Genomic DNA, 24,926 nt, shown 5'->3' with positions numbered 1-24,926 from the left:
TGTCTATATGGGCTTGGGGGCAAGCGCAAATGCTGCCGATCCCGCCGCCCTCGAGGCGCTGCGCGACGGCGACATGCAGAAGCTCAGGGTGCACCCCGCCCCGGTCTCGGTCACCGCGACCGATTTCACCGATTTCGACGGCGAGGCGATGAGCCTGACCAGCTATCACGGCAAGGTGGTGCTGCTGAACTTCTGGGCCACATGGTGCGCCCCCTGCCGCAAGGAGATGCCGATGCTGGCCGATCTCCAGACCGAGCTGGGCGGCGAGGATTTCGAGGTGGTCACCCTGGCCACCGGCCGCAACCCGGCGCCGTCGATGACCCGGTTCTTCGAGAGCATCGACGTCGACAACCTGCCGCTGCACCGCGATCCCGACCAGGCGATTGCCAGGGGTCTGGGGGTTTTCGGCCTGCCCACCACGGTGATTCTCGACCGAGACGGCCACGAGATTGCCAGGCTCGAAGGCGAGGCCGACTGGTCCAGCGAGAGCGCCAAGGCCATTCTGCAAGCGATGATTGACAGCTGAGCCCTTGGTTTCGCCCGGCTTTTGCCACCGCCTGACCAAACGGCAACAGACCGCCGACCCGTGCCGCAGTGCAGCATTTTAGATGCTGCGCGCGCGGCATTTCGTGTTACACTGTCCGTCAACAGGAATGCGTGGCGCGGTGCCATGCCCGGGCGTGGCCCGGTTCCGGGAAGGACGACACGGAGACATGCAGGCAGGATTGAAACAGGCATTGGACGGCTGGAACGCCTGTCTTGCCATTGGCGCGATGGCCGCCCAGGCCCAGAGTGTCATTGCCTATCGCAGTCTCGGCATGCTCGGCGGCTGGTCCGTCGCGCAGGATGAAAACACCCGGATGTTCACCGAAAAGCCCGCGGCCTTTCTCGAGGCCAACCTGGCCGCCGCGCTGGCGCTGATTGCCGGCAAACGCCCCGAGCAGGTGACCCTGGCCTGGGTCGCGCCCCTGTCGGAAGCGGTGGGCGACAATCACATCCGACTTGCCAACCAGGGCCCTGCCGGTCCGGGCGCCTTGTTCGGACCCCATGCATAAACAGGAATGACTGATGAATCTGCTTGTCAAACACCTTGAAATGTCGGCCGCCTATCTGCAGCTGGCCAACCGCGCCTTCGAAAGCAACATGCGTCTTGCACAGGTCCTGGTGACCTCGGCGGTCGAAGGTGCCCGGCTGTTCTCGCCGGTGGCGCCGCTGAAGACCATGCCGGCCAATGACGTGCCCGCGGCCGACGCCAAACCCGCCGCGCGCAAGGCCCCTGCCCGCAAGACAGCGCCCAAGGCCGCGACCCCGGTCGAGAGCACCCCGGCGCCGGTCGCCAAGGCGGTGAGCACGAAGGCTGGCGACGCGCCGAAAGCGGACGCGCCTGCGGCCAAGGTCGAAGCGCCGAAAGCCGAGGCGAAGCCGGCTGTCGTGAAGCCCGAGGTGAAGGCCGAGGCGCCGAAGGCGAAAGTCGAGGCCCCGAAGGCCGAAGCGCCCAAGGCCGCGCCGGTGAAAGCCGAAGCGCCCAAGGTCGAGGCCAAGCCGGAAGACGTGAAGCCGGCGGCGAAGACCGAGGCTCCTAAAGCAGAGGCACCGAAGGCCGAAGCTCCCAAAGCCGAAGCCCCGAAAGCGGAAGTGGCCAAGGCAGAAGCGCCGAAAGCTGAAGCTCCCAAGACCGAGGCACCCAAGGCTGAAGCTCCGAAGGCCGAAGCCCCCAAAGCCGAGGCCGTCAAAGCCGACGCTCCGAAAGCCGAAGCGCCCAAGGCGGACGCCGCCAAGACCGAAGCGCCGAAGGCAGAGGCCCCCAAGCCCGCACCGGCGAAACCGGCAGCGCCCGCAAATCGCCGCGGCCGCAAGCGCGCCCCCTCGGCACCGCGCCAGATGCCCGGCAAGACGACCTGATCTTCCTGCCCTGAAAATCCTGAAAAGCTGCCGAAGTCTCTTCGGCAGCTTTTTTCGTGCCCCCAAGCCGCGCCATCGACGGGCCGCGGCGCGGCGACCTGCGGCCTTGATTCCGCGCCGGGGCATTGGAGTTAGCCGTGCTGCCCGAGTTTCGAGGTTGCAACCCAGCTCAAGGCGATGAAAAGCGCCGCGGTGGCCAAGCACAAAGCCACGCCGCCCAGCTGGTAGGACAGCCCGGACATCACCGTCCCGAGAAGCCGCCCTGCGGCATTGGCCATGTAGTAGAACCCGACGTCCAGCGTCACCCGCTCGGCGCTGGTGAAGGCCAGCACCAGGTAGGAATGCAGCGCCGAGTTCACTGCAAAGAGCGCCCCGAAGAGCAGCAGCCCCACCACCAGCACCACGGTCAGCCAGGGCGCCGGCGCGCCCGCCAGGTAGACCAACCCCGTCAATCCCGCCGGCACAAAGAACAGCGCCGCCACCCAGTGCCGCGCCAGGGCGACGATCTCGGTATCGGGGCGGGTCTTTGCCCGCAGCAGCCGCGGCGCCGAGGCCTGGACCGCGCCATAGAGGATGGTCCAGACCGCCATGAAACTGCCGATCAGGAAGAAGGCCGCGCGGTTGCCGGCCTCGCTGCCGTCTGACAGCACCGCGTAGAAGTAGATCGGGATGCCAACCACGAACCAGACGTCCCTTGCGCCGAATAGAAAGACCCGCGCGGCGCTCAGCCAGTTGATGTCGCGGTTCTTCGACAGCACCTCGCTGAATTTCGCGCCCTTGCGCCCGGCGGGCAGCCCGGCGGGCATCTTCAGCACCACCACGGCCAGGATCAGCGCCAGCACCGCCGCCATGCCCAGCACCGAGGGCACGAACCCCAGCACGCCCAGCGCCGCGGCCCCGAGGAGGAAGCCCAGGCCCTTGACAGCGTTCTTCGACCCGGTGAGCAGCGCCACCCAGCGGAAGAGCCCGCCCTCGCCCTCGGGCGCCAGCAGCTTGACCGCGGATTTCGACGACATCTTGGCCAGGTCCTTGGCCACGCCGGACGCCCCCTGCACCGCCATGACGTAGAGCACCGAGGCCCCCACCGCCCAGGACGGATCAAGCTGCGCCAGTGCCAACAGCGCCAGAACCTGCAACCCGAGCCCGGCATAAAGCGTCGAGGTCAGGCCGAAACGCGCGGCGATCCAGCCGGCCGAGAGGTTGGTGACCACCCCGGCGATCTCGTAGAGCACGAAGAGATAGGCCAGTTGCACCGGCGAAAAGCCCAACCCGTGGAAATGCAGCAGCACCAGCATCCGCAGCGCGCCATCGGTCAGCATGAAGGCCCAATAGGCCGCCGTCACCGCCACATAGGCAGAGAGCCCCGCCGGTCGGCTCACAGCGCGCCCCCGACCAGCAGCGCCACGTCGACCAGCCGGTTGGCATAGCCCCATTCGTTGTCATACCAGGCATAGACCTTCACCTGCGTTCCGTTGACCACCATGGTCGAGGGCGCATCGATGATCGAGGAGCGCGGGTCGTTGGTGTAGTCCGACGAGACCAGCGGCCGGGTCTCGTAGCCGAGAATACCCTTCAGCGGCCCTTCGGCGGCAGCTTTGAACAGCGCGTTGACCTCGTCCACCGTGGTTTCGCGCTCGACCTCGAAGACGCAATCGGTCAGCGAGGCATTGAGCAGCGGCACCCGCACCGCGTGGCCGTTCAGCTTGCCGGTGAGTTCCGGGTAGATCAGCGTGATCGCGGTGGCCGAACCGGTTGTGGTGGGAATCAGCGAGTTGAGCGCCGAACGCGCCCGACGCAGGTCCTTGGCGGGGCGGTCGACGATCGTCTGGGTGTTGGTCACGTCGTGGATCGTGGTGATCGAGCCATGGCGGATGCCCAGCCCCTCGTGGATTACCTTGACCACTGGGGCCAGGCAATTGGTGGTGCAGCTCGCCGCGGTGACGATGCGCTGGCTGGCGGGGTCATAACTGGCCTCGTTGACGCCCATCACCAGGTTGGCGGCATTGCCGTCCTTGACCGGGGCCGAGACCACGACCTTCTTCACCCCGGCCTCGAAATAGGGCGCGAGCGCCGCTTCGGTCTTGAAGACGCCGGTGCAGTCGATCACCACGTCGACGCCCTCCAGCGGCAGATCGGCGATGGCGGACTGCTGCAGGCAGGGGATGCGGGTGCCGTCGATGCTGATGCTCTCGTCATCGGAACTGAATTCGGCGGGCCAGCGGCCGTGCACGCTGTCGAATTCCAGCAGATGCGCCTGCATCGCCGGATCGCCCACGGCGTCGTTGACAAAGGCGATCTCGGCGCCGCGTTCCAGAAGCGGGCGAAGGGCGAGCTTGCCCATCCGCCCCAGGCCGTTGAGAGCATAGGTGGTCATGTGGTTTCCTTGATCCGGCCGATATCATCGACGCTGGTTTGCAGTGAGACCCGGTCGAGCGCGTCGAGCGGCAGGGCGGCAAAGCCCGAGATCCGCTGGTGCATCATCGCGTAGGTCTGGTGAAAGGCGAGGCTGCGCTCGGCCTCGGTGCCCTGAACGCCGGCGGGATCGGGCAGGCCCCAATGGGCGCTGATCGGCTGGTCCTGCCATGTGGGGCAGTCCTCGTTGGCGGCGCGGTCGCAGACGGTGAAGACAAAGTCGAAACGCGGGGCCTCGGGGCCTTGGAAGGTCTCGAGCGGCTTGGGGTGCAGGCCCTTGGTGGCGATACCCTTGGTCCTGAGCAGGTCGAGCACCCGAGGATTGACCTCAGCATTCGGGTGGGTCCCGGCAGAATATGCGATGAGCCGGGCACCGGCGATGTGGCGCAGCAGCGCCTCGGCCATGATCGAGCGGGCGGAATTGCCGGTGCAGAGGAAGAGGACGTTGTGGCGATGCGTCGCCTCCAGCGGACCGGCGAGCGGCGGCCAGAGGTCAGGGCGACCGCGGCAGCAGTCGAGGAAGAGATCGCGCATCAAGCCCTGGGCGGCCCCGGTGTCGAGCGCATAGCGCAGCGAGGTGCCTTGCCGGGTCTGGCTGATCAAACCGGCGCGGGTCAGTGTGGCGAGGTAGACCGAGAGGGTCGAGGATTTCAGCCCCAGCACCTCGGCAATCTCGCCGGCGGGCAGCGCATCGGGGCAGCGCCGCACCAGCAGTCGAAAGACGGCGAGGCGCGCGGGATGCGACAGGGCGGCGAGTTGATCGGTCAGCGATTCCATATTTCATGGATATTGGAAATAGAAGCGCTCGGCAAGCGGGGTTTTGTATGCGTGCGGGGGCGGTGGGTTGCAAACCCACCCTACGCCGAAAGGCCCATGGTGTTCGGCAATCGGGGCGGCTAGACTTTGGCCATGCTCCTGCCCCGCCGTCACTTTCTTGCTCTGACCGCCGCCGCGCTGGCCCTGCCGGCGCACGCCGAAACCGCGCCGGTGATTGCCGCGGCGGCCTCGCTGCGCTTTGTTCTGCCGGTGCTGACCGAGGCCTTTGCCACGGCCGGCGGTGGGCCGTTGCGGGTCACCTATGGCTCGTCCGGCACACTGGCGCAGCAGCTGAGCAACGGCGCGCCGTTCGAGCTCTTTCTCTCGGCCGATGCCGACTATGTGCTGCGGCTGGCCGAAGCCGGCGTGCTGCGGGACGCGGGCGCAGTTTATGCGCTGGGACGGCTGGCGCTGATCGCACCGAAGGGCGGCCTGACTGTGGATGGCGCGATGGACGGGCTGGCAGCGGCGTTGGAGCGGGGCGAGATCCGCCGCTTTGCCATCGCCACGCCGGACCATGCGCCCTACGGGATGCGCGCCCGAGAGGCGCTGATACACCGCGGGCTCTGGGAGCAGATCGAACCGCGGCTTATCTTTGGCGAAAACGTCGCCCAGGCGGCGCAATTCGCCACCTCGGGCAATGCCGATGGCGGGTTGGTGGCGGCCTCCTTGGCGGTGGCCCCGGCCGTGCTGGCGCTGGCCGACAGCGCGGTGATCCCGGCCGAGTGGCATGAGCCCCTCGACCAGCGCATGGCGCTGACCCCTGACGCTGGCGAAACGGCGCGGGCTTTCTACGACTTCCTGCAGACCCCGGCGGCGCAGGAGATATTCGCCGCCCACGGCTTTGCCGCGCCGGAGCCTGCCTGATGGACTGGCAGGCGCTCTGGCTTTCGTTGCATCTGGCGGGCTGGACGGTGGTGATCCTGCTGCCGGTGGCAGTCTTTCTCGGCCGGTTCATGGCCTACCACCGCTTCACCGGCAAAGGCGTGGTCGAGGCGCTGGTGATCCTGCCCTTGGTGCTGCCGCCGACGGTGCTGGGCTTCTACCTGCTGGTGGCCTTTGGCGCCGGCAGCCCGGTGGGCCAGCTCTGGGAAAGCACCTTTGGCGGGCCACTGGTCTTCAGCTTTGAAGGGTTGGTGGCGGCCTCGGTGCTGTTCAACCTTCCCTTCGCGGTGCAGCCCGCCCAGCGCGGCTTTGAAGCGGTGCCGCGGGAAGTGCGCGAAGCAGCAGCCTGTTGCGGCATGGCGCCGTTGACAGCGCTCAGGCGGGTCGAGCTGCCGCTGGCCTGGCCCGGGGTGCTGACCGGCATGGTGCTGACCTTCGCCCATACGCTGGGCGAGTTCGGCATCGTGCTGATGGTCGGCGGGGCGATCCCCGGCGAGACCCGGACCATCGCGATCTCGATCTACGACCGGGTGCAGGCCTTTGACATGGGGGGCGCGGCGCAGATGTCGGCCATGCTGCTGGCGATCTCGCTGGTGACCATCGCGGTGACCTTCCGGCTTTCGGCGCGGGCCGGTCGGAGGCTGTCGTGACGCTGGAGGTGGCGATCGCGGCGGAGCGGCCGATCCCGCTCGACGTGAGCTTCAAGGTCGCGCCGGGGGAGCTGCTGGCTTTGGTCGGGCCGTCGGGGGCGGGGAAAACCACCGTGCTGCGGGCGATTGCCGGGCTTTGGCAACCTGACCGGGGGCATGTGCGGGTGGGCGGCGAGACCTGGCTCGATACCGCGCGCCACAGCAGCCTGCCGACGCATCGGCGGCGGTTGGGGATGGTGTTTCAATCCTACGCGCTGTTCCCGCAGATGACGGCGCTGGGCAATGTCATGGCGGCGGGCGCCACGGCAGAGCGCGCCCGCGAGGTGCTGGCGCTGGTGCATCTGGCGGGGCTCGAGAACCGGCGGCCCGCTGAACTCTCCGGCGGCCAGCAGCAGCGCGTGGCGGTGGCGCGGGCGTTGGCGCGCGATCCGGCGGTGCTTTTGCTCGACGAGCCCTTCTCGGCGGTGGACCGGGGCACGCGCGAGGGGCTTTATGCCGAGATCGAGCGGCTCAGGGCGCATCTCAACATGCCGGTGGTGCTGGTCACCCATGACATGGAGGAGGCGCGCCGGCTCTCTGACCGGATCGTGGTGATCGACAAGGGCCGGGTGCAGCGCGACGGTCCGACCGAAGATATCCTCTATGACCCGTTGGCCCTGCGCGGCATGGGCCTGCGCGAGGCCGGGGCGACGTTGAGCGCGCAGATCGACGGGCAGGAGGCCGACGGGTTGACCCGGCTGCACACCGCCACCGGCCCTCTCTGGCTGCCGCGGATCGGCGGCGCGACAGGCGAAGTGGTGCGGGTGCGGATCATGGCGCATGACGTCATGCTGGCGCGGGCCCGGCCCGAGGGGATCTCGGCGCTGAATGTCATCCCCGGGGTGATCGAGAGCATCCTGCCCGGTGACGGTCCGGGCGCGCTGGTGACGCTGCGGGTGGGCCAAGAGCGGCTACTGGCCCGGATCACCCAGCGCTCGGTGCAGGCGATGGGGCTGGAGGTGGGCCAGAACTGCTTTGCGCTGGTCAAGTCGATGGCGGTGGCGCGGCACCAAGTGGGACGCGAAGAGGCGTGAGGGCAGCGCGCAGGCTCAGGTCTGCGCGGCGGCGGCGCCGGGGGTCAGCTGTTGCATGGCGTCCCATTGGCTGAGGAATACCGTGCCGTTGAGCGCATCGAGGAAATGCGTCTGTTCCAGCCGGTCCATCACCGGGCCCTTGACCTCTGACAGGTGAAAGCCGACGCCCATTTCGGCGAGCCGCGCATTGATCGCCTCGAGGCTTTCCAGCGCCGAAAGGTCGATCTCGTTCACCGCCGAGCACATCAGAACCACGTGTTTCACCGGGCTGTCACCGGCAACACGGCCGAGGATCAGGTCCTCGAGAAAGCGCGCGTTGGCAAAGAACAGGCTCTCGTCGACCCTGAGCGTCAGCAGCGTCGGGTCGGTCTCGACCTTGTGGCGATGGATGTTGCGGAAATGCTGGGTGCCGGGGACGAGACCCACCTCGGCCACATGCGGCCGCGAGGCCTTGTAGAGATAAAGCAGCAGCGAGACGATGACGCCGGCCGAGACACCGACCTCGACCCCGAGACCCAGCGTCAGCAGGACGGTGGCGAGGACGGCGGCGAAATCGGCCTTGGAATAGGCCCAGGCGCGGCGGAGGATCGAGAAATCCACCAGACTGATGACGGCGACGATGATTGTCGCGGCCAGCACAGCCTTGGGCAGGAAGAAGATCAGCGGCGTCAGCGCCAGCGCGGCGATGGCGAGGCCCAGCGCGGTAAAGGCGCCGGCGGCGGGGGTCTCGGCGCCGGCGTCGTAGTTCACCACCGAGCGGGAGAAGCCGCCGGTCACCGGGTAGCCTCCGGTAAAGGCCGCGCCGATGTTGGCGGCACCCAGCCCGATCAGCTCCTGATCCGGGTCGATGCGCTGGCGCTTCTTGGCGGCGAGGGTCTGGGCGACCGAGATCGACTCGACAAAGCCGATGACCGAGATCAGCAGCGCCGGCACCAGCAGCATGCTCAGTAGATCGGGCGAGAAGTCCGGCAGGGTGAGCGGAGGCAGGCTTTGTGGAACCGCACCGACGATGGCGACGCCCTGAAGGTCAAGCCGCAACAGAGCGGTGAGCGCGGTGGCGGTGACCACTGCGGCCACCGGTCCGGCCTTGGTGGCGATATCGGCGGCCCCTGCCCCGAGCCCCATGCGCAGCAGCAGCGGCTTCAGCCCCTTGCGAACCCAGAACAGGAAGCCAGTGGCGCTGGCGCCGATCAAAAGGGTGATCCAGTTGATCTGGTAGAGATGCGCCAGCAGCGACTGCACCAGTTCGATCAACGTGTGGCCCTCGGCGGGGATGCCCAGCACATGCTTGAGCTGCGAGGTGGCGATCAGGATGCCCGAGGCGGTGATGAAGCCGGCAATGACCGGGTGCGACAGGAAGTTCGCCAGAAACCCCAGCCGGAAGACGCCCATTAACAGAAGGATGCCGCCGGACAGCAGCGCCAGCGACAGGGCGGCGGCGGCATAGCCCATGGAGCCTTCGGTCGCCACCTGCCCGATCGCGGCGGCGGTCATCAGCGAGACCACGGCCACCGGCCCCACCGCCAGCACCCGCGAGGTGCCGAAGACGGTATAAAGCAGGATCGGCGCGATCGAGGCATAGAGCCCGGCCTCCGGCGGCAATCCGGCCAGAAGTGCATAGGCCAGCGACTGCGGGATCAGCATGATGGTGACGATCACCGCCGCCAGCAGGTCGTTGCCAAGGGTCGCGCGGTCATAGCGGCGACCCCAGTCGAGGATCGGCAGGTAGCGGCGCAGGGGGCTGAGCATGGGGTGGGCTCCGGAAAACGACGTTGGGTCCCCGGACCTCGGGTCCGGGGCGGCGGTCAGGCCTTGGGGCGGTGAGGCCCCGGATCAGGTCCGGGGCGGGCGGTCGCGCTTTGCTGGCACAACCATTCATACGAGGTGAGGTTCCGGGGTCAGAGCCCGTTGACCGGCACCTTCAGCACCGGGTTGCCGTCCTTGTCGCGCGGCACGGTGCCGGCGCGCATGTTGACCTGCAGCGAGGGGATGATCAGCCGCGGCATCGCCAGGGTGGCATCGCGTTCGGTGCGGAACTTGATGAAATCCTCGCGGGTCTTGCCGCCGCCGACGTGGATGTTGTGCGCCTTTTCCTCGCCGACCGTGGTCTCCCACTGGATGTCGCGGCCGTTGGGGCCGTAGTCGTGGCACATGAAGAGCCGCATCTCGTCGGGCAGGCTCAGCACCTTCTGGATCGAATCGTAGAGCTCTCCGGCATCGCCACCGGGGAAATCGGCGCGCGCCGAGCCGCCATCGGGCATGAAGAGCGTGTCGCCGACAAAGGCGGCGTCGCCGATGACATGGGTCATGCAGGCCGGGGTGTGGCCGGGGGTGTAGATCGCAAATGCCTCGAGCGTGCCGATGCTGTAGCGGTCGCCATCCTCGAACAGGCGGTCGAACTGGCTGCCGTCGCGCTGGAACTCGGTGCCTTCGTTGAAGACCTTGCCGAAGGTGTCCTGCACCACCATGATCTTCGACCCGATGCCGATCTTGCCGCCGAGCTTGTCCTGGATGTAGGGCGCGGCCGAGAGGTGGTCGGCATGGACATGGGTCTCGATGATCCATTCGAGGCTCAGCCCCTGGCTCTCGATGGTGCGGATCAGCTCGTCGGCGTGGTCATAGGTGATGCGCCCGGCGGCATAGTCGATATCCATCACGGAATCGATAATGGCGCAGGCCGGCGAGTTCGGATCCTTGACGATATAGGAAATCGTGTTCGTCGCCTCGTCGAAGAAGGCCTGCACCTCCGGGCTGACGTTCATGTTCACGGGATAGTCGGTCATTGCGCCTCTCCTGATCCTCGGCACCCTGTCGCGCCGCTGGTTCTGCTTGCAGATAGCCTAACATATGCCCCAATTCAACACATCGCAATATTTGAATACATAGAAATTTTGCGCCCCGAGACGTGGGGTCATGGCCGAAAATTTTTCCTTGCCCAGAAGAATTGAACGAACGTTCTCACCTGCGTCAACCGGGCCCCAAATGGTCTGCGCGCGGCACCCCGAAATTTGACGCGCGTCTAGCCGGGTTAACGAGATATCGCGTCTATCGTGAATGCATCGTCAATATATTCACAAAGCGTTAACGCGGCTCAGACGAGTCGGAGGCCATTCCGAAGGGCAGATTCCTGTACCGATGCCCCAACCCCACTGTGGCGCAAATGCCACCGGGCAAGGGCTCGCCCGAACAGCTAACAATTCACTTTACCAAAACCGGCCAAATTCCTAATATTGCGTTACAAATTGAAGACTGAAAGTCTCAAAATAAGCTCGAAGAAATCGGGCAACTATAAAAATAACCGTCCATAGGGCGGATGTAGAGGTAGAGCAAATGGCTAGAATCAGTGTCTTTGGCATTGGGTATGTAGGCGTGGTCTCAGCGGCCTGCCTGGCGCGCGACGGTCACGATGTGATTGCGGTAGACGTCGATCCCGGAAAAATCGAAGCAATCAATTCGGGGCTTTCCCCGATCGTCGAGAATGGTCTCGACGAGCTGATCGCACAGGTCGTCAAGGCGGGCAAACTGACCGCGACAGATGACGTGCAGCACGCGATCGACAATACCGACGCGAGCTTCATCGCCGTCGGCACGCCCAGCGCGCCGGATGGCTCGGTCGGTCTGAAATACGTCGAGATCGTCTGCCGCAACATCGGCGAGGCGCTGGCCAGGAAGGACGGCTACCACACCGTGGTCATCCGCTCGACCATCGTGCCCGGCTCGACCGAAGGCACCTGCATTCCGACCCTCGAAGCGGCCAGCGGCAAGACCGCCGGCACCGACTTCGGCGTCGGCTACTACCCCGAATTCCTGCGCGAGAGCACCGCGATCGAGGATTACTATGATCCCGGCCTGATCGTCTTCGGCGCGCTCGACCAGGGCACCGCCGACATCCTGACCGAGATCAACGAAGGCCTGCCCTGCGAGATCAAGGTCGTCGACGTGCGCACCGCCGAGATGGTGAAATACACCTCGAACACATGGCGCGCCGTGAAGGTGACCTTTGCCAACGAGATCGGCAATATCGCCAAGGCCTCCGGCCTCGACGGTCAGACGGTGATGGAGATTCTCTGCTCCGACACCAAGGTGAACATCTCGTCCTACTTCATGCGGCCCGGCTTTGCCTTCGGCGGCTCCTGCCTGCCCAAGGACGTCCGTGCGCTGCGCCACTTGGCCAGCACGCAGGGCACGCCCGCACATCTGCTGAACGCGGTGCTCGAGGCCAACGAGGCGCAGATCCGTCGCGCCGAGGAAATGGTCGAACGCACTGGTGCCAGGAAGGTCGGCTTTGTCGGCATCTCCTTCAAGCCGGGCACCGACGATCTGCGTGAAAGCCCGCTGGCCGAACTGGCCGCACGGCTGATCAAGAGCGGCGTGCAGGTGGATATCTACGATCCCTACGTGCATGAGGCCTATGCCAACGAGAACTCGACGGCAGGGCGCGGCAACGACGTGATCCCCGACCTCAAGGACCGGATGACCCCGGACCTCGATGCGATGATCAACGATGCCGGTGCCATCCTGGTGGGCAACTTCTACCGTGAAACGGTGGATACGCTGGAGGCGGCTGCCAAGCACCGCCCCGTGCTCGACCTGACCCGGATGAGCCGCTCGAAGGTGTCTGACGGCACCTATGAAGGGATCTGCTGGTAATCCGGCACTCCGACACCCCGATCGCAGAGAGGAGCCTGGCCATGCTTGCGCTCTCACATCTTGCCTATTTCTCAGTGGTGATCCTGCTGGTGACCCTGGTGCCCAAGTCGGCCCTTGGAGAGATCAGCTATGCAACCAACACGATCTTCATCATGGGGTTCCTGGGCACCTGGCGCTACAGCTGGGCTGCGATCAACTTCACCCGCGCGGTGATCTTTCGCCGGATTGTCCATCCCAAGCGCAAGCGGGCCGCGCGCAAGCGGTTCGCCAAGCGCGCGGGCAAGTCGCACATGTACATGCTGGTCACCTCCTACATGGTCGAGCCGCATGTGACCCTGCCGGTCTATCGCAGCGTCTTTCGCGCGGCATCCCGGGCACGGGACGGGGCGACGATCGTGGCCTCGGTGGTGGATGGCGCCGACGAGCGGCTGATCCGCCAGATCTACGAGACCCAGGTCGAGGACATGACCGGCGTTCAGCTGATCATCGACCGGATCGAGGCCAACGGCAAACGCGACGCCCTGGCCCAGACCCTGCGCATTCTCGGCAGCCACTCCCCCACCCACCGTGACATCCTCGTCTTCGTCGACGGCGACACCATGGTGCCGGAAGACATCTGGATCGAGAGCGCGCCGGTCTTCACCAATCTCAAGGTCGGCGCCCTGACCACCGACGAAGACGTCGAGGTCGGCCGCGAAAGCCTGTTCAAGGACTGGTTCGTTCTGCGCTTCAATCAGCGCCAGGTGATGATGTGCTCGATGGGCCTGTCCAAGCACGTGCTGACCCTGACCGGGCGGATGAGCGTGTTCCGCGCCGATCTGGCGACGCGGCCGGACTTCATCGAAGGCATCAACCACGACTTCCTCGATCACTGGCGTCTTGGCCGGGTCAAGTTCCTGACCGGAGACGACAAATCGACGTGGTACTGGCTGCTGAAGAACGGCTACGAAATGCACTACCTGCCCGACGTGCGCTCGGTCAGCTATGAATTCCAGCCCCGCCCGACCTTCCTCGACAGCTCCAAGACGCTGATGGTGCGCTGGTTCGGCAACATGATCCGGACCAATGGCCGCGCCCTGCGGCTGTCGCCCACGCTGATCGGCGGCTTTACCTGGTGGTCGATCTTCGACCAGCGGATCTCGATGTGGACGACGCTTGTCGGGCCGATCACCGTGGCGCTTGCCGCGCTCATGGTCAGCCCCTCGGTGATCCCGCTCTACATCGCCTGGGTGATGATCACCCGCTACGTTTTCTGCGTGATCATCGCGCTGTTCCGGGGCACCTGGTTCCCGGTGACCCATCCCCCGATCCTGTATTTCAGCCAGGTCGTGGGGGCGGCGTTGAAGACCTTTGTCCTGTTCCGCATGGACAAGCAGAAGTGGACCCGACAAGGCAGCGGCTCCGGCGCCGCCCTCGTCGCGCTCCGTGACAAGATCAAGGCAACCGAAAGTGCCGCCCACCATGTGCTTGCACTGGTCTGGCTGACGATTGCCATCCTGTATTTTACGAAAGTCTGAGGTGCGCGATGCTCGACAAGATCACCACTGAAAAAGACGAACGCGGCGCTCCCAAAGCGCCTCAGATCCCCACTGAGTTCGGTTTTGACAATGAACACCCGGTTCTGCCGGTCCCCTTCACCGCCCAGATCGGCGAGATGCGGTTCTCCGGAACCGGCATCTCGGTGACCGCGGCCTACGTGGAGTTGCAGACCGCGGTCCCGCCGACGCTGATCAACAGCCGGCAGCCGGTGCGGCTGCGCTTCGATTTCGGCGGCTTCACCATCACCCTCTTCCCCGAGGCCAAGGTCAGCACCAATGCCACCGGCGACGAGTTGACGCTGCAGTTCATCGACCCCACCGGGCCGCATCTGCCGCAGCTGCGCTACATCCTGAACACCTATATCGCCGGCGACGTCGTCAGCCTCGGCTCGATGATGAGCTACACCGGCCCGACCCAGATCAAGACGCCGAAAAGCACTGACGGCACCAAGGCCGACACCCGCCGCCGGATCAAGAGCATCGGCGTGGTCATGGCCTCGATGCTGCTGATCTACCTGGCGCTCAGCGCGCTCTACGTGCGCTACACCACCAATTACGAGCTGCGCCCGGTGTTCATCATGCGCGCCGGCAACGAGATGCGCGCCACCAGCGGCGGCCAAATCATCTATCTCAACCCCGAGGCCGGCAAGGGCGAGGTGCTCTATTCGCTCTCGGCCACCACCGGCGACGTGCTGAACTTCCAGTCGCCCTGCGATTGCTCGGTCACCCTGACCGACGGCATGTTCGAAGGCGCCACCGTGCTGCCCGGCGACAGCATCCTGATGCTGTTCGGCCAGGACGAGAGCGTCAGCGTGCAGACCCAGATGAGCTCCGAAGGCCTGTCCCGCGCCATGAGCGGCGAGCTGGTGCACCTTCAGATGGATGACGGCCGGGCGATCCCGGCGCAGGTCATCCTGACCTCGGCCACGGCGGCGGCGGCCGAAGAGGGCGACCTCTTCCTGCCGGTCCGTCTGCGGCCACAGCCCGGCGCGCTCACCGCCGATGACATCGGCAAATCCGCAAGGGTGCGGATTTCCAAGGCACTTTTCGCCAAACCGTTTGAAAATGGGACGGACGGACAATGAAAGAGATCACGCCTCTGATCATTTGCGGCGGCAACGGAACGCGGCTCTGGCCGATTTCGCGCACGCACAGCCCGAAGCAGTTCCAACGGGTGGGCGACGCCGCCTCTCTGACCTTCTTTCAATCCGCCGTCGAGCGGCACTCCGGCGAGGGCTTCGACACGCCGCTCATCGTCTCTTCGGCGAAACACGGCCGCACCTTGCACCGCCAGCTGCGCCAGATCGGCCGTGGCGCCGATGTGATCCTCGAACCGATGGGCCGCAACACCGGCCCCGCGGTGCTGGCCGCCGCGCTCAAGCTCTCGGCCAAGGACCCCGATCAGCTGATGCTGGTGGTGCCGGCCGATCACGTGATCGACGGCGACATCAACTCGGCCATCAAGGCGGTGCAGCAGGGCGCCGAGGACGGCTACATCATCACCTTCGGCATCAAGCCGCGTTATGCCGAGACCGGTTTCGGCTATATCACCGACGGCGGCCCGATCATCGCCCACCCCAACCTGCGCGAGGTCGAGCGCTTTGTCGAAAAGCCCCCCACCCGCAAGGCGCGCCTGCTGGTCGAGAGCGACATCGCCTATTGGGCGAGCGGCATCAGCCTGTTCAAGGCCTCGACGATCATCGAGGAATATGCCCGCTACGATCCCGAAACGCTGGGACACGTCGCCGCCGCAATGAGCGGCGCGACCGAGACCTCGGAGGGCCTGCTGCTCGACGGCAATGCCTTCGGCCAGGCCGATGCCGAGCCCACCGAAAAGGCGATCTTCGAACAGACCCGGCGCATCGCGCTCTGCCGGCTCGACGTCGAATGGAGCGATGTCGGCAGCTGGACCGCGATGTACGGCATCTCGAACGGCGATGCCTCCGGCAACGTGATCCAGGGCGACGTGATCTCGGTCGAAAGCAAGAACTGCATGATCCGCTCGGAAACCCGGCTGGTCACCTGTGTCGGGCTCGAGGACATCATTGTCGTCGACACCGCCGACGCGCTGCTGGTCACCAAGGTCGGCCATTGCCAGAGCGTCAAGAAGGTGGCCGAACACCTGAAATCGAACGAACGCATCGAGGCCGAGAAACACCAGCGCACCGATTACGAATGGGGCAGCATCCGCCAGCTGGTGGCGCGCGATCACATGACGCTGTGCGAAGTGACGGTCAAGCCCGGCGCGGCCATGCGGCTCGACCCTGCCCCGGGACGCGAGGCGATCGTTGCCGCCGGCGAGGTGCTTCTGACCAATGGCCGCACCCAGGCGCGGATGGCCGAGGGCGACCGGGAGCCGCTCTGCGATCAGACCCATACGACGTTGAGCAACCCCGGCGATGATCCGGTTGAGGTTCTGGTCTTTACCATCACCCTGAAGGAGGCCCCGCAGGAGTTGACCAGCAGCGCACGCTATGGCTCTTGACCGCCGGATGATCCGGCCCGGCCTCTGGGCCGCAGCCCTGCTGGCGGCGCTGGCGCTGCCGGCCGCGGCGGCGCCCGACAGCCATGGCCAGCAGCAACGCCAGGCCGTGCTGCGGCTGGCCGAGGCGGTCGAGGCCGATGCCGACGCCCGGATCGACGCCCGCACCCTGATGACCGAGGCGGGCCTTGCCCTGCCACCCCGTGCCGATGTCACGCCGCTCGAGGCGCGTGGCGGCCAGGAGATCACCTCGGGCAGCTTCGACCTGCGGATCGCGCTGGGCCGGCTGGCGCAGGCCTTCGGTCACGAGGATGTCAGCGCCGTTCTGGCCGCGCAGGGCGCGCAGGGCAGCACGGTGCGGATGATCGAGACCGGCAGCGTCGGGCTGGCCGAGCTGGCCTCGCTGATGGACGAGGACGCGGTGTCGGGCACCGGCATCCTCGAGCTGCGCGCGCCGCTGATCATCTGGCATGGCGCCGAGCTGCGCGTCGGCCGCGACGAGATGCTGCAGCTCAGCCGCGAGCACGGCGCCTTCGTGCTGAACTTCGGCCGGCTGGTGATCGATGGCGCCACCCTGCGCGGTGTCGGCGGCGAGAACCCCGACAACGAGGAATTCCACCCTTTCGTCACCACCACCGGCGCCGGCATCCTGCAGATCCGCGAGGCCGAAATCACCGACCTGGGCTTTGGCAGCACTGGCAAGTTCTCGGGCCTTTCGGTCATTCGCGGCGCGCTCGACCGGCCGGCCGGCGGGTCTTTCATCACCGACAGCAAGATCGTCCGGGTGCGGCGGATCTCGGTGCAGGCCGCCGAAGGCCTCGTGATCGACGGCAACCGCATCGAGGACGCGGGCTCGGCGGCGCTGGTGCTGCTGCACAGTCGCGACACGCGGGTCACCGCCAATCTGCTGGCCGGGCGCTCGGTGACCAATGCGATCCGCGTGCTCGACGGCTCGGTCGGCACGGTGCTGTCGGGCAATGTCATCCTCAAGGGCGACCGCGTCGGCATCCTGGTCAAGAACGCCCCCAACCGCACGTTGGTGACCGGCAACGTCGTCTGGGGCCGCGAGGGCAGCGGCATCAAGATCGACCGCGCCCGCTGTGCCAGGGTCACCGGCAACCTGGTGATCGGCAACCGGCAGAAGGGCATCGAGGTCCGCCGCAGCCTGGCCGCCCATCTGGATGGCAACATCCTGGTCAGCAACCGAAGCGCCGGCATCTGGATTTCCGATCAGCCCATCGGCGCGGTCACCCGGATCGAGCACAATCTGCTCGACGCCAACGGCGCCGGCGTGGCCACCGCGACTGCGGCGGCGCTGCTTCTTGAAGGCAATGATTTCACCCGGCAGTTTCCGCGATTTCTGGCGGGTGACCTCGGGCGTCAGGGGCGCTACATTGCAGCCGACATCACCGGCCGTGCGCCGATCGCGCTCGACGCTGCGGGCCCGGTGCCGATTGCCGACCTGCCGCAACACTGCGGCGACGGAGACTGAGCCATGGCGCTGCGACGGACCCTGGGATTTGCCTCGGCACTGGCCGGACTGGTGCTGGCCACGGCCGCGCTGGCCCAGCCGCTGAGCCTGCCGGCCTCGAAAGAGAGCCGCAAGGTCGCCGTCGTGGTCGAACGCGGCATCACCCACACCCGCCAGCTGCGCAGCGCCGAGCTGCGGCGGCTGCGCAAGCGCATGGTCGGCGGGTTGCCGATGCGCGAGGCCGATCTGCGGCGGCTGGCCGAGGCCCGCGACGGGCTGGCGGCGCTGCGCATGGTCAAGCTTCTGCGGCCCCGAGGGCTAGAGGCGCATGCCTCTGACATCGCCTGGTACGCCAGCATCGCCGCCGGCGCCGGGCGCGCCTCGATGTTCGACGATTTCGTCGGCGCGCTCTACCTGCTCGATCCTGCCAGCGAACCGCGCGGACGGGTGTCGCAATACATCCGCGTGCTTTATCCACATGTCTGGGCCGGCAATTCCATGGCGCAGGATGCGCTGATCGCGCTCAACGGTGCCGACAAGCTCTTTGGCCCGATGTCAGAGGCGACCCGCAGCCGCATCGTGCAGGACGGCGGCGCGCGGATGGTGCTGTCGCTGGCAATGACCGACCTCGGCCGCGGCGATCTCGATGCCGCCGGGCTGACGCGGGTGACCGGCTATCTCGACGTGGCAGAGCGCAAGGGCGATCTGCCGATCCGCACCATGGCCCGGACCCTGCGCCAGAGCGCCGACGCACGACTGCGGACCCTGGAGGAGAACTGATGACGCGATCTGCGACGATCCGGCGGCTGGCGGCCTCGCTGACGCTTGGGCTGGCGCTGGCCGGTCCGGCGCTGGCGGAAGGGTCGTCCTATGGCTGCCGCGGCATGGCCCAGGGGCATTTCATGGCCAGCGTCGAGGGCCGCGACGGCGTGTTCTTTCGCATCGATCCCGACCTGCACAACCATCACCCGATGGCCCCCGAGACCATCGCCGATCTCGCCACGCTGACCGAGGCGCTGGCGGCCCGCGGCACCGCGCTGATCTATGCGCCGGTGCCGGTGAAATCGCTGGCCATGCCCCGCGCGCTGTCGCCGGCGACCCGCGATTACGGCTTCGACTATTCGCTGGCCACCACGGTGCAGCTCGACGCGATGGAGCGGCTGGCCGCCGCCGGGGTGCGCGTCGCCGACATCCGCTCGGCCATGGTCGCGGCCGACGGCCCCCTGCCCTTTTTCCGCACCGATCCCCGGCTGACGGCCGAGGGCGCGCGCATCGCCGCCACCGCCATTGCCGCGCAGATCTCCGAGGTTCCCGGCATCGAGGCGCTGGCCAAGAGCCGCTTCGAGTCGGTCTCGACCGGCAATGCCACCGTCGCCTCGCACGCAAGGCAGGTCCGGCAGCGCTATTGCGACGAGCCGCTGCCCACCGCCGAGACCGAGACCTTCCAGACCCGCCGCACCTACGAGGCCGAGGGTGCGCGCGGGGTGGTGGCGCTGGTGGGCAGCGCCCATTCCGACACGCCCGAGGCCAATTTTGCAGGCTTCCTCGCGCAGGAAAGCGGGCTTGACGTGGTGCAATACTCGGTGCCCGGTGGCGGTGCCTTTGCCGCCATCTCGACCTATCTGACCTCGGCCGAGTTTCAGGCCGCGCGGCCCAGCGTGCTGGTCTGGGAACTGCCGCAGGACGCGGCGCCGGGGCTGGCCGACGACCAGCCGATGGCCGAGCTGATTGCCGCCGCGCGCGGCAGCTGCGACATTGCCCTGCCGCTGGAACGTGAGGCCGACCTGCCCGGAACGATGCGCGCCGACCTCACGGCGCTGGATGCGGAGAGCGACTACATGCTGTTTGTCGATGGCGACGGTGCCCCGGCGCGCCGGCTGGTGCTGGCCTACGAGACTGCCGCGGGCGAAACCCGCCACCGCGAGGTGCTGCGCCACCGGGCGCAGTTGCCCACGGGGCGGTTCTATGTGCCGATGACCGGGCTCTGGCCCGACGGCGCGACCTCGGTCACCGTGACGCTGGACGCCGAGCTGGGCGACGCGCCGGAGGTGTCGGCATGTCTGCGCTGAGCCGTCTTGTGACCGCCCCCTGCCTTCTGGCGCTGCTGGCTCCTCTGGCCCTCGTGACGCCCGGCGCGCTGCCGGCAGCACCGCTGGAGCTGGCCTTTCTGCCGCCTGACGTGGAAGAGCAGAACCTCTGCGGCAACACCCGTGGGCCGCAGCAGGTGCACGAAGGCTCTCCGGGCGAGCAGGACGAGCTGACCGAGATCGAGCGCGCGCGCTATCTGCAACGCGACATCCGCCGCTATCAGAGCAGCGACCCCGACCGCTATTTCGACTTCATCACCACCCTGCGCAAAAGGCTTTCGACCTCTGACGACCGCTTTGCCGGCGCTGACGAGGTGATCGACCTGATCGGTCTGCATATCGACGCCAACCGGCTGGAGGCGCTGGAAGAGGCCGGGCTGGTGACGGCGCTGGCGGCCAGCCGCCCGACGCTCAACAACGGCCAGCGGATGCAGCTGGCGCAATATTACCTCAACGGCATCGGCGTGCCGACGGACGAGGCGACCGGCCTCGAACTGGTGCGCGAGGCGGCCTTTGGCGGCCATCCCGACGCGCTTCTGATGATCGCCCGGCGGATGTCAGAGGGCCGCCCCCTGCCCGGCTGGGACGCCCCAGAAGAGCTGACGGTGACCATGGCTTTCGGCGGGCTGCTGGGCCAGATGGACGCCGGTGTCTGCGCCAGGGCCGAGCGCATCGCCCGCGAATACCTCAAGGGCGAGATCGTGCGGCGCAACCCGGACATCGGCTGGGCCTGGTACCGCTTTGCCGCCGATCTGGGTTCGGCCAGCGCGGCCTGGCGGGTGGTGGAATATCACCTCACGGCCACGGCGGACGATCAGGACATCGCCGAGATGCAGCACTACCTGCAACGCGCCGTGGCGCGGGGCATCGTGGTGGATGACGGCGCCAGGGGGCGGCTCGAGGACGGCGGCATCGACGCCGACGCCCTGCGCGAGATCCTCGCCTTCAACCAACCCGAAGACCGGGGCCGGCGCCGCCCCTCGCTGACGCCGCTGCTGGAGACCGGGGTCAATATCGACGCCATGGAAACCAGCCTGTCGGGCCCTTTCCTGACCTACCTGCGCGAGATCGCCGCCATTCCGAATGCCCCCGGTCCGGTCTTTACCCAGCTGGCGCAGGAGCTCTCGGTCAGGCTGGGCCGCTGGGCCTCCGAAGAAGAGATCATGGCGCAGCTCGAAATCGCCACCGCGCGCAACGACCCGGACGGGATGCGGGCGCTGGCGGCGCGGCTCTTGCGCTATCGCGACGATCCCGAGCAGCTCAACCGCGCCATCGACCTGTTGACCCTGGCTGCCACCCGCCATCGCGACGCGGCGGCGATGAGCGACCTCGACACGCTGTTCCGCTGTCAGGCCCCCGAGGCGCCGCTTCTGCGACAGGCCGCGCCCTGGGCGCGCGCCTATGACGCCACCACCCACCGCATGGTGGCGCTGACGCCGTCGAACCTGATGGCGCTCGATCCCTACAAGGACCCCTGGCGGTTGGCACGGCTGCAGTCGCAGGCCCTCGACGGGCGCACCGTGTCGCTGGCCAATTTCCTGCAGCTGGTGCAGAGCGACCCGATCGCCACCGAGACCATGCAACTGCTCTGGGCCGACCGCACCGACAATTCCGACAAGACGCTGGAGGAGTTCGCCAAGCTCGAATTCGAGCTGGCCACCAACCCGGCCGAACGGGCACTGGCGCTGGAGTTCTTCCGCCGGGTCTATCTCAACAACGGGGTGACCACCGCGCTCGACCTCTCGGTCGCGATGATCAACGACAGCGGCATGAGCCCGGCCATGGCCGAAGAGGTCCGCCAGCTGCTGCGTCAGGCCAGCCACCGCGGCGAAGGCGCCGCGATCCGCCTGCTGGCGCGGCTGGGCAAGACCCCCGAGGCCGAACGGCAGGTGTTCGACGAATTCGCGCAGACCATCGAGGACCGCGGCGACTTCCTCGCCATGATGTTCGCCCTGCCCTATGTGGCCGAGGCCAAGCGCGCGGATTACTTCGACCGCGCGGTCAGCCTGATGGCCTGTTCGACCAAGGACACCGATGAACTGGGCGAGGCGCATGCGATCCACGGCACCGCCGAGATGTCGTTCCACTGGCGTGAGGTCGGGCTGGCCATCGAGGGCTACAACACCCTGTCCAAGCTGCGGCTGACCAACAGCCAGATGGCCGGGTTTGATACCAAGCGCGCGCCGCAGCCCGACGTGGTGGTCGCCCGCGACCGCGCGGACGACCTTCAAGGGCAATGGCGGCTGTTCCACTTGACCGCCGGGCCCGACCTCGAAAGCTACGATCCCCTCGCCGCCGCCGCCCACTTCAAGACCCTGGTCGATCGCGGCGACACCATGCCCCGCGCCTTCGAGCAATATCTTGCGGCACCGCAGGCCCTGCGAGAGGCGATCGACGATGCGCTGGATTTCAAACTGCTGGTGGCCCGCGCCGCCCAGTCCGGTGATCCGCAGGCGATGTGGCGCCACGCCCGGCTGTTGCAAAGCCAGGCGACAAGCGCGCAAGCTCTGACCGAGGCCATCGCCGCCCTGCGCGCCGCCGCGCGTGCCGGCGCGGTGCCGGCGATGGGTGAACTCGGCCAGGTCCTGGCCATGGGCGCGGGCGTACCGCGCGACGAAACGGAGGCCCTTGAATGGCTCGACAAAGCTGCCACCGCCGGAGACAGGGACGCCGCCGATCTCGCGCGTTGGCTGCGGCCGCGCTGAGCCTCGGGCTGGCCACGTCGGCGCTGGCCCTGACCTGCCCCGACGCCCCGGAGCCGGTGCTGACACTGGCCTACGAGAGCCGCTATACGGCTGACAGCGAGACCCGGTCAGAGGTCGACACCGAGGCCGAGGCCGAGGTCGAGGCGGCGCTGGCGCCGCTCGACGATTTCATCCGAGACCTCGCCACGCTCGTCAACCAGGTGCATGCCCCCGGAGCGCCCCGCGCCGAGATCGCCGATTGCGTGATCGCGCAGCTCTCGACCTGGGCCGAGGCCGGCGCGCTCGAGAGCCTGGCCACCCAGACCGCGCAGCTGACCATCGGTGCCCGCCTGGCCGGACTGGGGTTGGTGCTGCGCCAGGCGGTGCCACACACAACCCGCCACGAGGACCTCTCGGCGATCCAGCGCTGGCTGACCGAACAGGCCTACCGGCAGCTGACCTTCTGGGAGGAAGAGGCTCCCTCGGGCGCCCGCCGCGGCAACCTGCGCGCCTGGGCGGCGCTCGCCGTGGCCGCCATCGCCGATCTCGGCGGCGACCGCATGCTGCGCGCCTGGGCGGCCTGGTCGACCGACTACGTGCTCTGCACCGCCGCCCCCGACGGCAGCCTGCCGCAGGAGATGTCCCGCGGCCGTCTCGCCTTTCATTACCAGATGCACGCGGTGGCGCCGCTGGTGGTGACCTCGCGCCTGCTGGCTGACCACGGCTACGCCCCCGGCGCCCGCTGCGACACCGCGCTCGACCGGGTGGTGGGCTTTGTCGTCGCCGACCTGCCCGACGGCGCCGCGACCCGCGAGATCACCGGCGAGGAACAGAGCTATTTCGACGGCAGCCGCGAGATCTCGGCCTACAACCTCGCCTGGCTCGAGGCCTATCTGACGCTCTCGCCATCGGCGGATCTGGAAGTGCTGGCAGCGCTTTACCGCCCCCTGGCCAGCTCGAAGCTGGGCGGCGACCAGAGCCTGATCTGGCGTCACGGGGCTGATTGAAAAAATGCCGGGATTGCGGGCAGAAATTTGCAAAAAGCCACTGGACACTGCCGCATGGCTCTCCTAGAACGCATCCACCCGAACGCAACGCGTTCACCCGTGCCCGGGTAGCTCAGGGGTAGAGCAGTGGATTGAAAATCCTCGTGTCGGTGGTTCGATTCCGCCCCCGGGCACCATTTCTTCAACTAACACCTTGGTATCACTCCAGCTTTTTACTCGAGCTAGGAGCCGTAGACCATGTCGGAGACCATTTCACCCACGTTCACCTTCGTAAAAGATGGTGTCTACTACTTCAGTCGTCGCATCCCGAAAGAGCTGCTTCGCCATTATTCGTCACCTCGGATCGCTTATTCGTTGCGGACCCGCTCGGCAAAGATAGCTGATGCGCGAGCCAGAAAAGCTGCAGATCAACTCGACGACTATTGGTTCCACCTGAGGTCCCGAAACGCGGAACTACCGGGAAAGCACATGTTGCGTACGGTGGCCGGACGAGGTCGAAGATCAGCGGAGGCGAGAGACCGCGCCGTTGCTCTTGCCGTAGCTGACGATTGGTGACCAATGGAGGGTGGGCCCCTGTCAGGAGGTATGGGGGGTAAAGCGAACGCCCCGTCTATTGATAGGACGCTCAGATTTTTCTGGCTCAAATATCCGCGATGTACTCAGCGCCTTCTATCGGACCAAAGGGATGCGTCACCTTAGCCAGGGCGTTGCAGTGGCGTCCTTTGCCGTGGATGACCTCCTTGATCCCCAACTCCTCTAAGCAAGCGTGACCCCTGTGACCAAAGCTGATGCTTGTGGCATGTTCAGGACCTTGATTGTGTGTTGGAGTAGGTGTCAGGTCGCCACAACTCTCAAGGCTGCAGCGAGAACTGCACCGACTGTCTTTCGATCAGTGTCGGGTACTTGAGATGGTGGTACCTAAACCATGGGCAATCGGCTCTTCGACAATGTCGGGAAGCTAGGTCGAACTTAGGTCTCGAGTGTTCGATACCGCCTTTCAGCTCGTATTCTTACCGAGCCAAGCCAAACTCAGCCAACTGGGCGAGGACTGTACTAAGGGCAATCTTGGACAGGGTCTTCTTGGCGAACGGTAAATCCGTAGTTAAAGCTATAGGTCTGGCTGCTCTTCCCAACCGGACATGGGCGCATACGGAGATGAACCCTGAGCGCAAGTCGCCAAAATGGTCATGAGCAGGGAGCAAGCAGTTTCGGCAGCCTTGCCAGATTGCAGGCCGCCATCGTAAGCGTGAAGCGGGCCCGTACCCGCTC

The 24,926-nt window shown here is 66.6% G+C and carries 21 protein-coding genes and 1 tRNA gene; 17 read left to right on the top strand and 5 right to left on the bottom strand.

The genetic code is table 11. The features are described from left to right. The first annotated feature begins 7 nt into the window (after positions 1-7). From ACN0SE_RS19405 to ACN0SE_RS19395, 3 genes are all read left to right on the top strand, one after another. Positions 8-526 carry a TlpA family protein disulfide reductase gene (locus tag ACN0SE_RS19405; protein WP_417526185.1) on the top strand — a complete coding sequence of 173 codons (519 nt, stop codon included), beginning with the start codon at positions 8-10 and terminating at the stop codon, positions 524-526. A 187-nt stretch (positions 527-713) separates the two neighbouring features. Then, positions 714-1,055 carry an antifreeze protein gene (locus tag ACN0SE_RS19400; RefSeq protein WP_417526184.1) on the top strand — a complete coding sequence of 114 codons (342 nt, stop codon included), beginning with the start codon at positions 714-716 and terminating at the stop codon, positions 1,053-1,055. 109 nt (positions 1,056-1,164) lie between these two features. Continuing rightward, a complete protein-coding gene (locus ACN0SE_RS19395; protein WP_417526183.1) occupies positions 1,165-1,902 on the top strand; it encodes a hypothetical protein in 738 nt (245 codons plus the stop codon). 131 nt (positions 1,903-2,033) lie between these two features. Here the strand turns inward: ACN0SE_RS19395 and arsJ are convergent, their stop codons facing one another. Genes arsJ through ACN0SE_RS19380 form a run of 3 tightly spaced genes read right to left on the bottom strand, consistent with a single transcriptional unit; the run spans position 2,034 to position 5,091 of the window. Beyond that, positions 2,034-3,281 carry an organoarsenical effux MFS transporter ArsJ gene (gene arsJ / locus ACN0SE_RS19390; protein WP_417526182.1) on the bottom strand — a complete coding sequence of 416 codons (1,248 nt, stop codon included), beginning with the start codon at positions 3,279-3,281 and terminating at the stop codon, positions 2,034-2,036. Then, complete coding sequence (locus ACN0SE_RS19385; protein WP_417526181.1) at positions 3,278-4,276, bottom strand: ArsJ-associated glyceraldehyde-3-phosphate dehydrogenase; 999 nt, start codon at positions 4,274-4,276, stop codon at positions 3,278-3,280. The genes arsJ and ACN0SE_RS19385 overlap by 4 nt, the downstream gene beginning before the upstream one ends. After that, entirely contained in the window at positions 4,273-5,091 is an 819-nt protein-coding gene (locus tag ACN0SE_RS19380; protein WP_417526180.1) for a helix-turn-helix domain-containing protein, read from the bottom strand. The genes ACN0SE_RS19385 and ACN0SE_RS19380 overlap by 4 nt, the downstream gene beginning before the upstream one ends. A gap of 132 nt (positions 5,092-5,223) precedes the next feature. Here ACN0SE_RS19380 and modA point away from each other — a divergent pair, with 132 nt between their 5' ends. From modA to modC, 3 genes are read left to right on the top strand one after another with little or no spacing between them, the layout of a single operon-like run. After that, a complete protein-coding gene (gene modA, locus ACN0SE_RS19375; RefSeq protein ID WP_417526179.1) occupies positions 5,224-5,997 on the top strand; it encodes a molybdate ABC transporter substrate-binding protein in 774 nt (257 codons plus the stop codon). Then, entirely contained in the window at positions 5,997-6,665 is a 669-nt protein-coding gene (gene modB, locus ACN0SE_RS19370; protein ID WP_417526178.1) for a molybdate ABC transporter permease subunit, read from the top strand. Before modA ends, modB begins: the two co-directional genes overlap by 1 nt. Continuing rightward, positions 6,662-7,738 carry a molybdenum ABC transporter ATP-binding protein gene (gene modC, locus ACN0SE_RS19365; RefSeq protein ID WP_417526177.1) on the top strand — a complete coding sequence of 359 codons (1,077 nt, stop codon included), beginning with the start codon at positions 6,662-6,664 and terminating at the stop codon, positions 7,736-7,738. Before modB ends, modC begins: the two co-directional genes overlap by 4 nt. Positions 7,739-7,753: 15 nt before the next feature. Here modC and ACN0SE_RS19360 read toward each other — a convergent pair whose 3' ends face one another. Both ACN0SE_RS19360 and ACN0SE_RS19355 read right to left on the bottom strand, forming a co-directional pair. Continuing rightward, positions 7,754-9,487, bottom strand: coding sequence for a SulP family inorganic anion transporter (locus ACN0SE_RS19360; protein ID WP_417526176.1), 1,734 nt, complete (start codon positions 9,485-9,487; stop codon positions 7,754-7,756). 149 nt (positions 9,488-9,636) lie between these two features. After that, positions 9,637-10,521: an MBL fold metallo-hydrolase gene (locus ACN0SE_RS19355; protein ID WP_417526175.1), complete on the bottom strand. Its 885-nt coding sequence runs from the start codon at positions 10,519-10,521 to the stop codon at positions 9,637-9,639. Positions 10,522-11,068: 547 nt separating this feature from the next. On the opposite strand from ACN0SE_RS19355, the gene ACN0SE_RS19350 reads away from it, so the two are divergent. The 11 genes from ACN0SE_RS19350 (at position 11,069) to ACN0SE_RS19300 (ending at position 24,212) form a co-directional block, all read left to right on the top strand. Continuing rightward, positions 11,069-12,388 carry a nucleotide sugar dehydrogenase gene (locus tag ACN0SE_RS19350; RefSeq protein ID WP_417526174.1) on the top strand — a complete coding sequence of 440 codons (1,320 nt, stop codon included), beginning with the start codon at positions 11,069-11,071 and terminating at the stop codon, positions 12,386-12,388. A gap of 41 nt (positions 12,389-12,429) precedes the next feature. Then, positions 12,430-13,905, top strand: coding sequence for a glycosyltransferase (locus tag ACN0SE_RS19345; protein ID WP_417526173.1), 1,476 nt, complete (start codon positions 12,430-12,432; stop codon positions 13,903-13,905). A gap of 8 nt (positions 13,906-13,913) precedes the next feature. Beyond that, positions 13,914-15,011 (top strand): hypothetical protein, encoded by a 1,098-nt coding sequence (locus ACN0SE_RS19340; protein WP_417526172.1) that lies wholly within the window; start codon positions 13,914-13,916, stop codon positions 15,009-15,011. Further along, the gene (locus tag ACN0SE_RS19335) at positions 15,008-16,411 is read left to right on the top strand and encodes a mannose-1-phosphate guanylyltransferase (protein WP_417526171.1); all 1,404 of its coding nucleotides are present in this window, start codon (positions 15,008-15,010) and stop codon (positions 16,409-16,411) included. Before ACN0SE_RS19340 ends, ACN0SE_RS19335 begins: the two co-directional genes overlap by 4 nt. Further along, on the top strand, positions 16,401-17,900 hold the full coding sequence (locus tag ACN0SE_RS19330) for a right-handed parallel beta-helix repeat-containing protein (protein WP_417526170.1): 1,500 nt from the start codon (positions 16,401-16,403) through the stop codon (positions 17,898-17,900). The genes ACN0SE_RS19335 and ACN0SE_RS19330 overlap by 11 nt, the downstream gene beginning before the upstream one ends. 3 nt (positions 17,901-17,903) lie before the next feature. Then, entirely contained in the window at positions 17,904-18,659 is a 756-nt protein-coding gene (locus tag ACN0SE_RS19325; protein ID WP_417526169.1) for a hypothetical protein, read from the top strand. Further along, a complete protein-coding gene (locus ACN0SE_RS19320; protein WP_417526168.1) occupies positions 18,659-19,948 on the top strand; it encodes an alginate O-acetyltransferase AlgX-related protein in 1,290 nt (429 codons plus the stop codon). The genes ACN0SE_RS19325 and ACN0SE_RS19320 overlap by 1 nt, the downstream gene beginning before the upstream one ends. Then, positions 19,936-22,671, top strand: coding sequence for a hypothetical protein (locus tag ACN0SE_RS19315; protein WP_417526167.1), 2,736 nt, complete (start codon positions 19,936-19,938; stop codon positions 22,669-22,671). The genes ACN0SE_RS19320 and ACN0SE_RS19315 overlap by 13 nt, the downstream gene beginning before the upstream one ends. Continuing rightward, positions 22,653-23,657, top strand: a complete 1,005-nt coding sequence (locus ACN0SE_RS19310) for an alginate lyase family protein (protein ID WP_417526166.1) — start codon at positions 22,653-22,655, stop codon at positions 23,655-23,657. The genes ACN0SE_RS19315 and ACN0SE_RS19310 overlap by 19 nt, the downstream gene beginning before the upstream one ends. Before the next feature lie 101 nt (positions 23,658-23,758). Further along, positions 23,759-23,833, top strand: a tRNA-Phe gene (locus ACN0SE_RS19305). Positions 23,834-23,894: 61 nt separating this feature from the next. Beyond that, entirely contained in the window at positions 23,895-24,212 is a 318-nt protein-coding gene (locus ACN0SE_RS19300; protein WP_417526165.1) for a DUF6538 domain-containing protein, read from the top strand. Positions 24,213-24,926 lie beyond the last annotated feature (714 nt).

Origin of the sequence: Marinovum sp., assembly GCF_048263515.1 — a bacterium.
Taxonomy (GTDB): Bacteria; Pseudomonadota; Alphaproteobacteria; order Rhodobacterales; family Rhodobacteraceae; genus Marinovum.
This window is presented reverse-complemented; position numbering and strand designations above follow the sequence as displayed.

Bases quoted from the DNA above. Each gene is read 5' to 3' on its own strand.
- ACN0SE_RS19355 (WP_417526175.1), bottom strand. From the start codon at position 10,521: ATGACCGACTATCCCGTGAACATGAACGTCAGCCCGGAGGTGCAGGCC.
- ACN0SE_RS19385 (WP_417526181.1), bottom strand. From the start codon at position 4,276: ATGACCACCTATGCTCTCAACGGCCTGGGGCGGATGGGCAAGCTCGCC.
- ACN0SE_RS19335 (WP_417526171.1), top strand. From the start codon at position 15,008: ATGAAAGAGATCACGCCTCTGATCATTTGCGGCGGCAACGGAACGCGG.
- modA (WP_417526179.1), top strand. From the start codon at position 5,224: ATGCTCCTGCCCCGCCGTCACTTTCTTGCTCTGACCGCCGCCGCGCTG.
- ACN0SE_RS19345 (WP_417526173.1), top strand. From the start codon at position 12,430: ATGCTTGCGCTCTCACATCTTGCCTATTTCTCAGTGGTGATCCTGCTG.
- ACN0SE_RS19400 (WP_417526184.1), top strand. From the start codon at position 714: ATGCAGGCAGGATTGAAACAGGCATTGGACGGCTGGAACGCCTGTCTT.
- modB (WP_417526178.1), top strand. From the start codon at position 5,997: ATGGACTGGCAGGCGCTCTGGCTTTCGTTGCATCTGGCGGGCTGGACG.
- ACN0SE_RS19340 (WP_417526172.1), top strand. From the start codon at position 13,914: ATGCTCGACAAGATCACCACTGAAAAAGACGAACGCGGCGCTCCCAAA.
- ACN0SE_RS19300 (WP_417526165.1), top strand. From the start codon at position 23,895: ATGTCGGAGACCATTTCACCCACGTTCACCTTCGTAAAAGATGGTGTC.
- ACN0SE_RS19380 (WP_417526180.1), bottom strand. From the start codon at position 5,091: ATGGAATCGCTGACCGATCAACTCGCCGCCCTGTCGCATCCCGCGCGC.
- ACN0SE_RS19330 (WP_417526170.1), top strand. From the start codon at position 16,401: ATGGCTCTTGACCGCCGGATGATCCGGCCCGGCCTCTGGGCCGCAGCC.
- ACN0SE_RS19320 (WP_417526168.1), top strand. From the start codon at position 18,659: ATGACGCGATCTGCGACGATCCGGCGGCTGGCGGCCTCGCTGACGCTT.
- ACN0SE_RS19315 (WP_417526167.1), top strand. From the start codon at position 19,936: ATGTCTGCGCTGAGCCGTCTTGTGACCGCCCCCTGCCTTCTGGCGCTG.
- ACN0SE_RS19325 (WP_417526169.1), top strand. From the start codon at position 17,904: ATGGCGCTGCGACGGACCCTGGGATTTGCCTCGGCACTGGCCGGACTG.
- ACN0SE_RS19350 (WP_417526174.1), top strand. From the start codon at position 11,069: ATGGCTAGAATCAGTGTCTTTGGCATTGGGTATGTAGGCGTGGTCTCA.
- ACN0SE_RS19405 (WP_417526185.1), top strand. From the start codon at position 8: ATGGGCTTGGGGGCAAGCGCAAATGCTGCCGATCCCGCCGCCCTCGAG.
- ACN0SE_RS19360 (WP_417526176.1), bottom strand. From the start codon at position 9,487: ATGCTCAGCCCCCTGCGCCGCTACCTGCCGATCCTCGACTGGGGTCGC.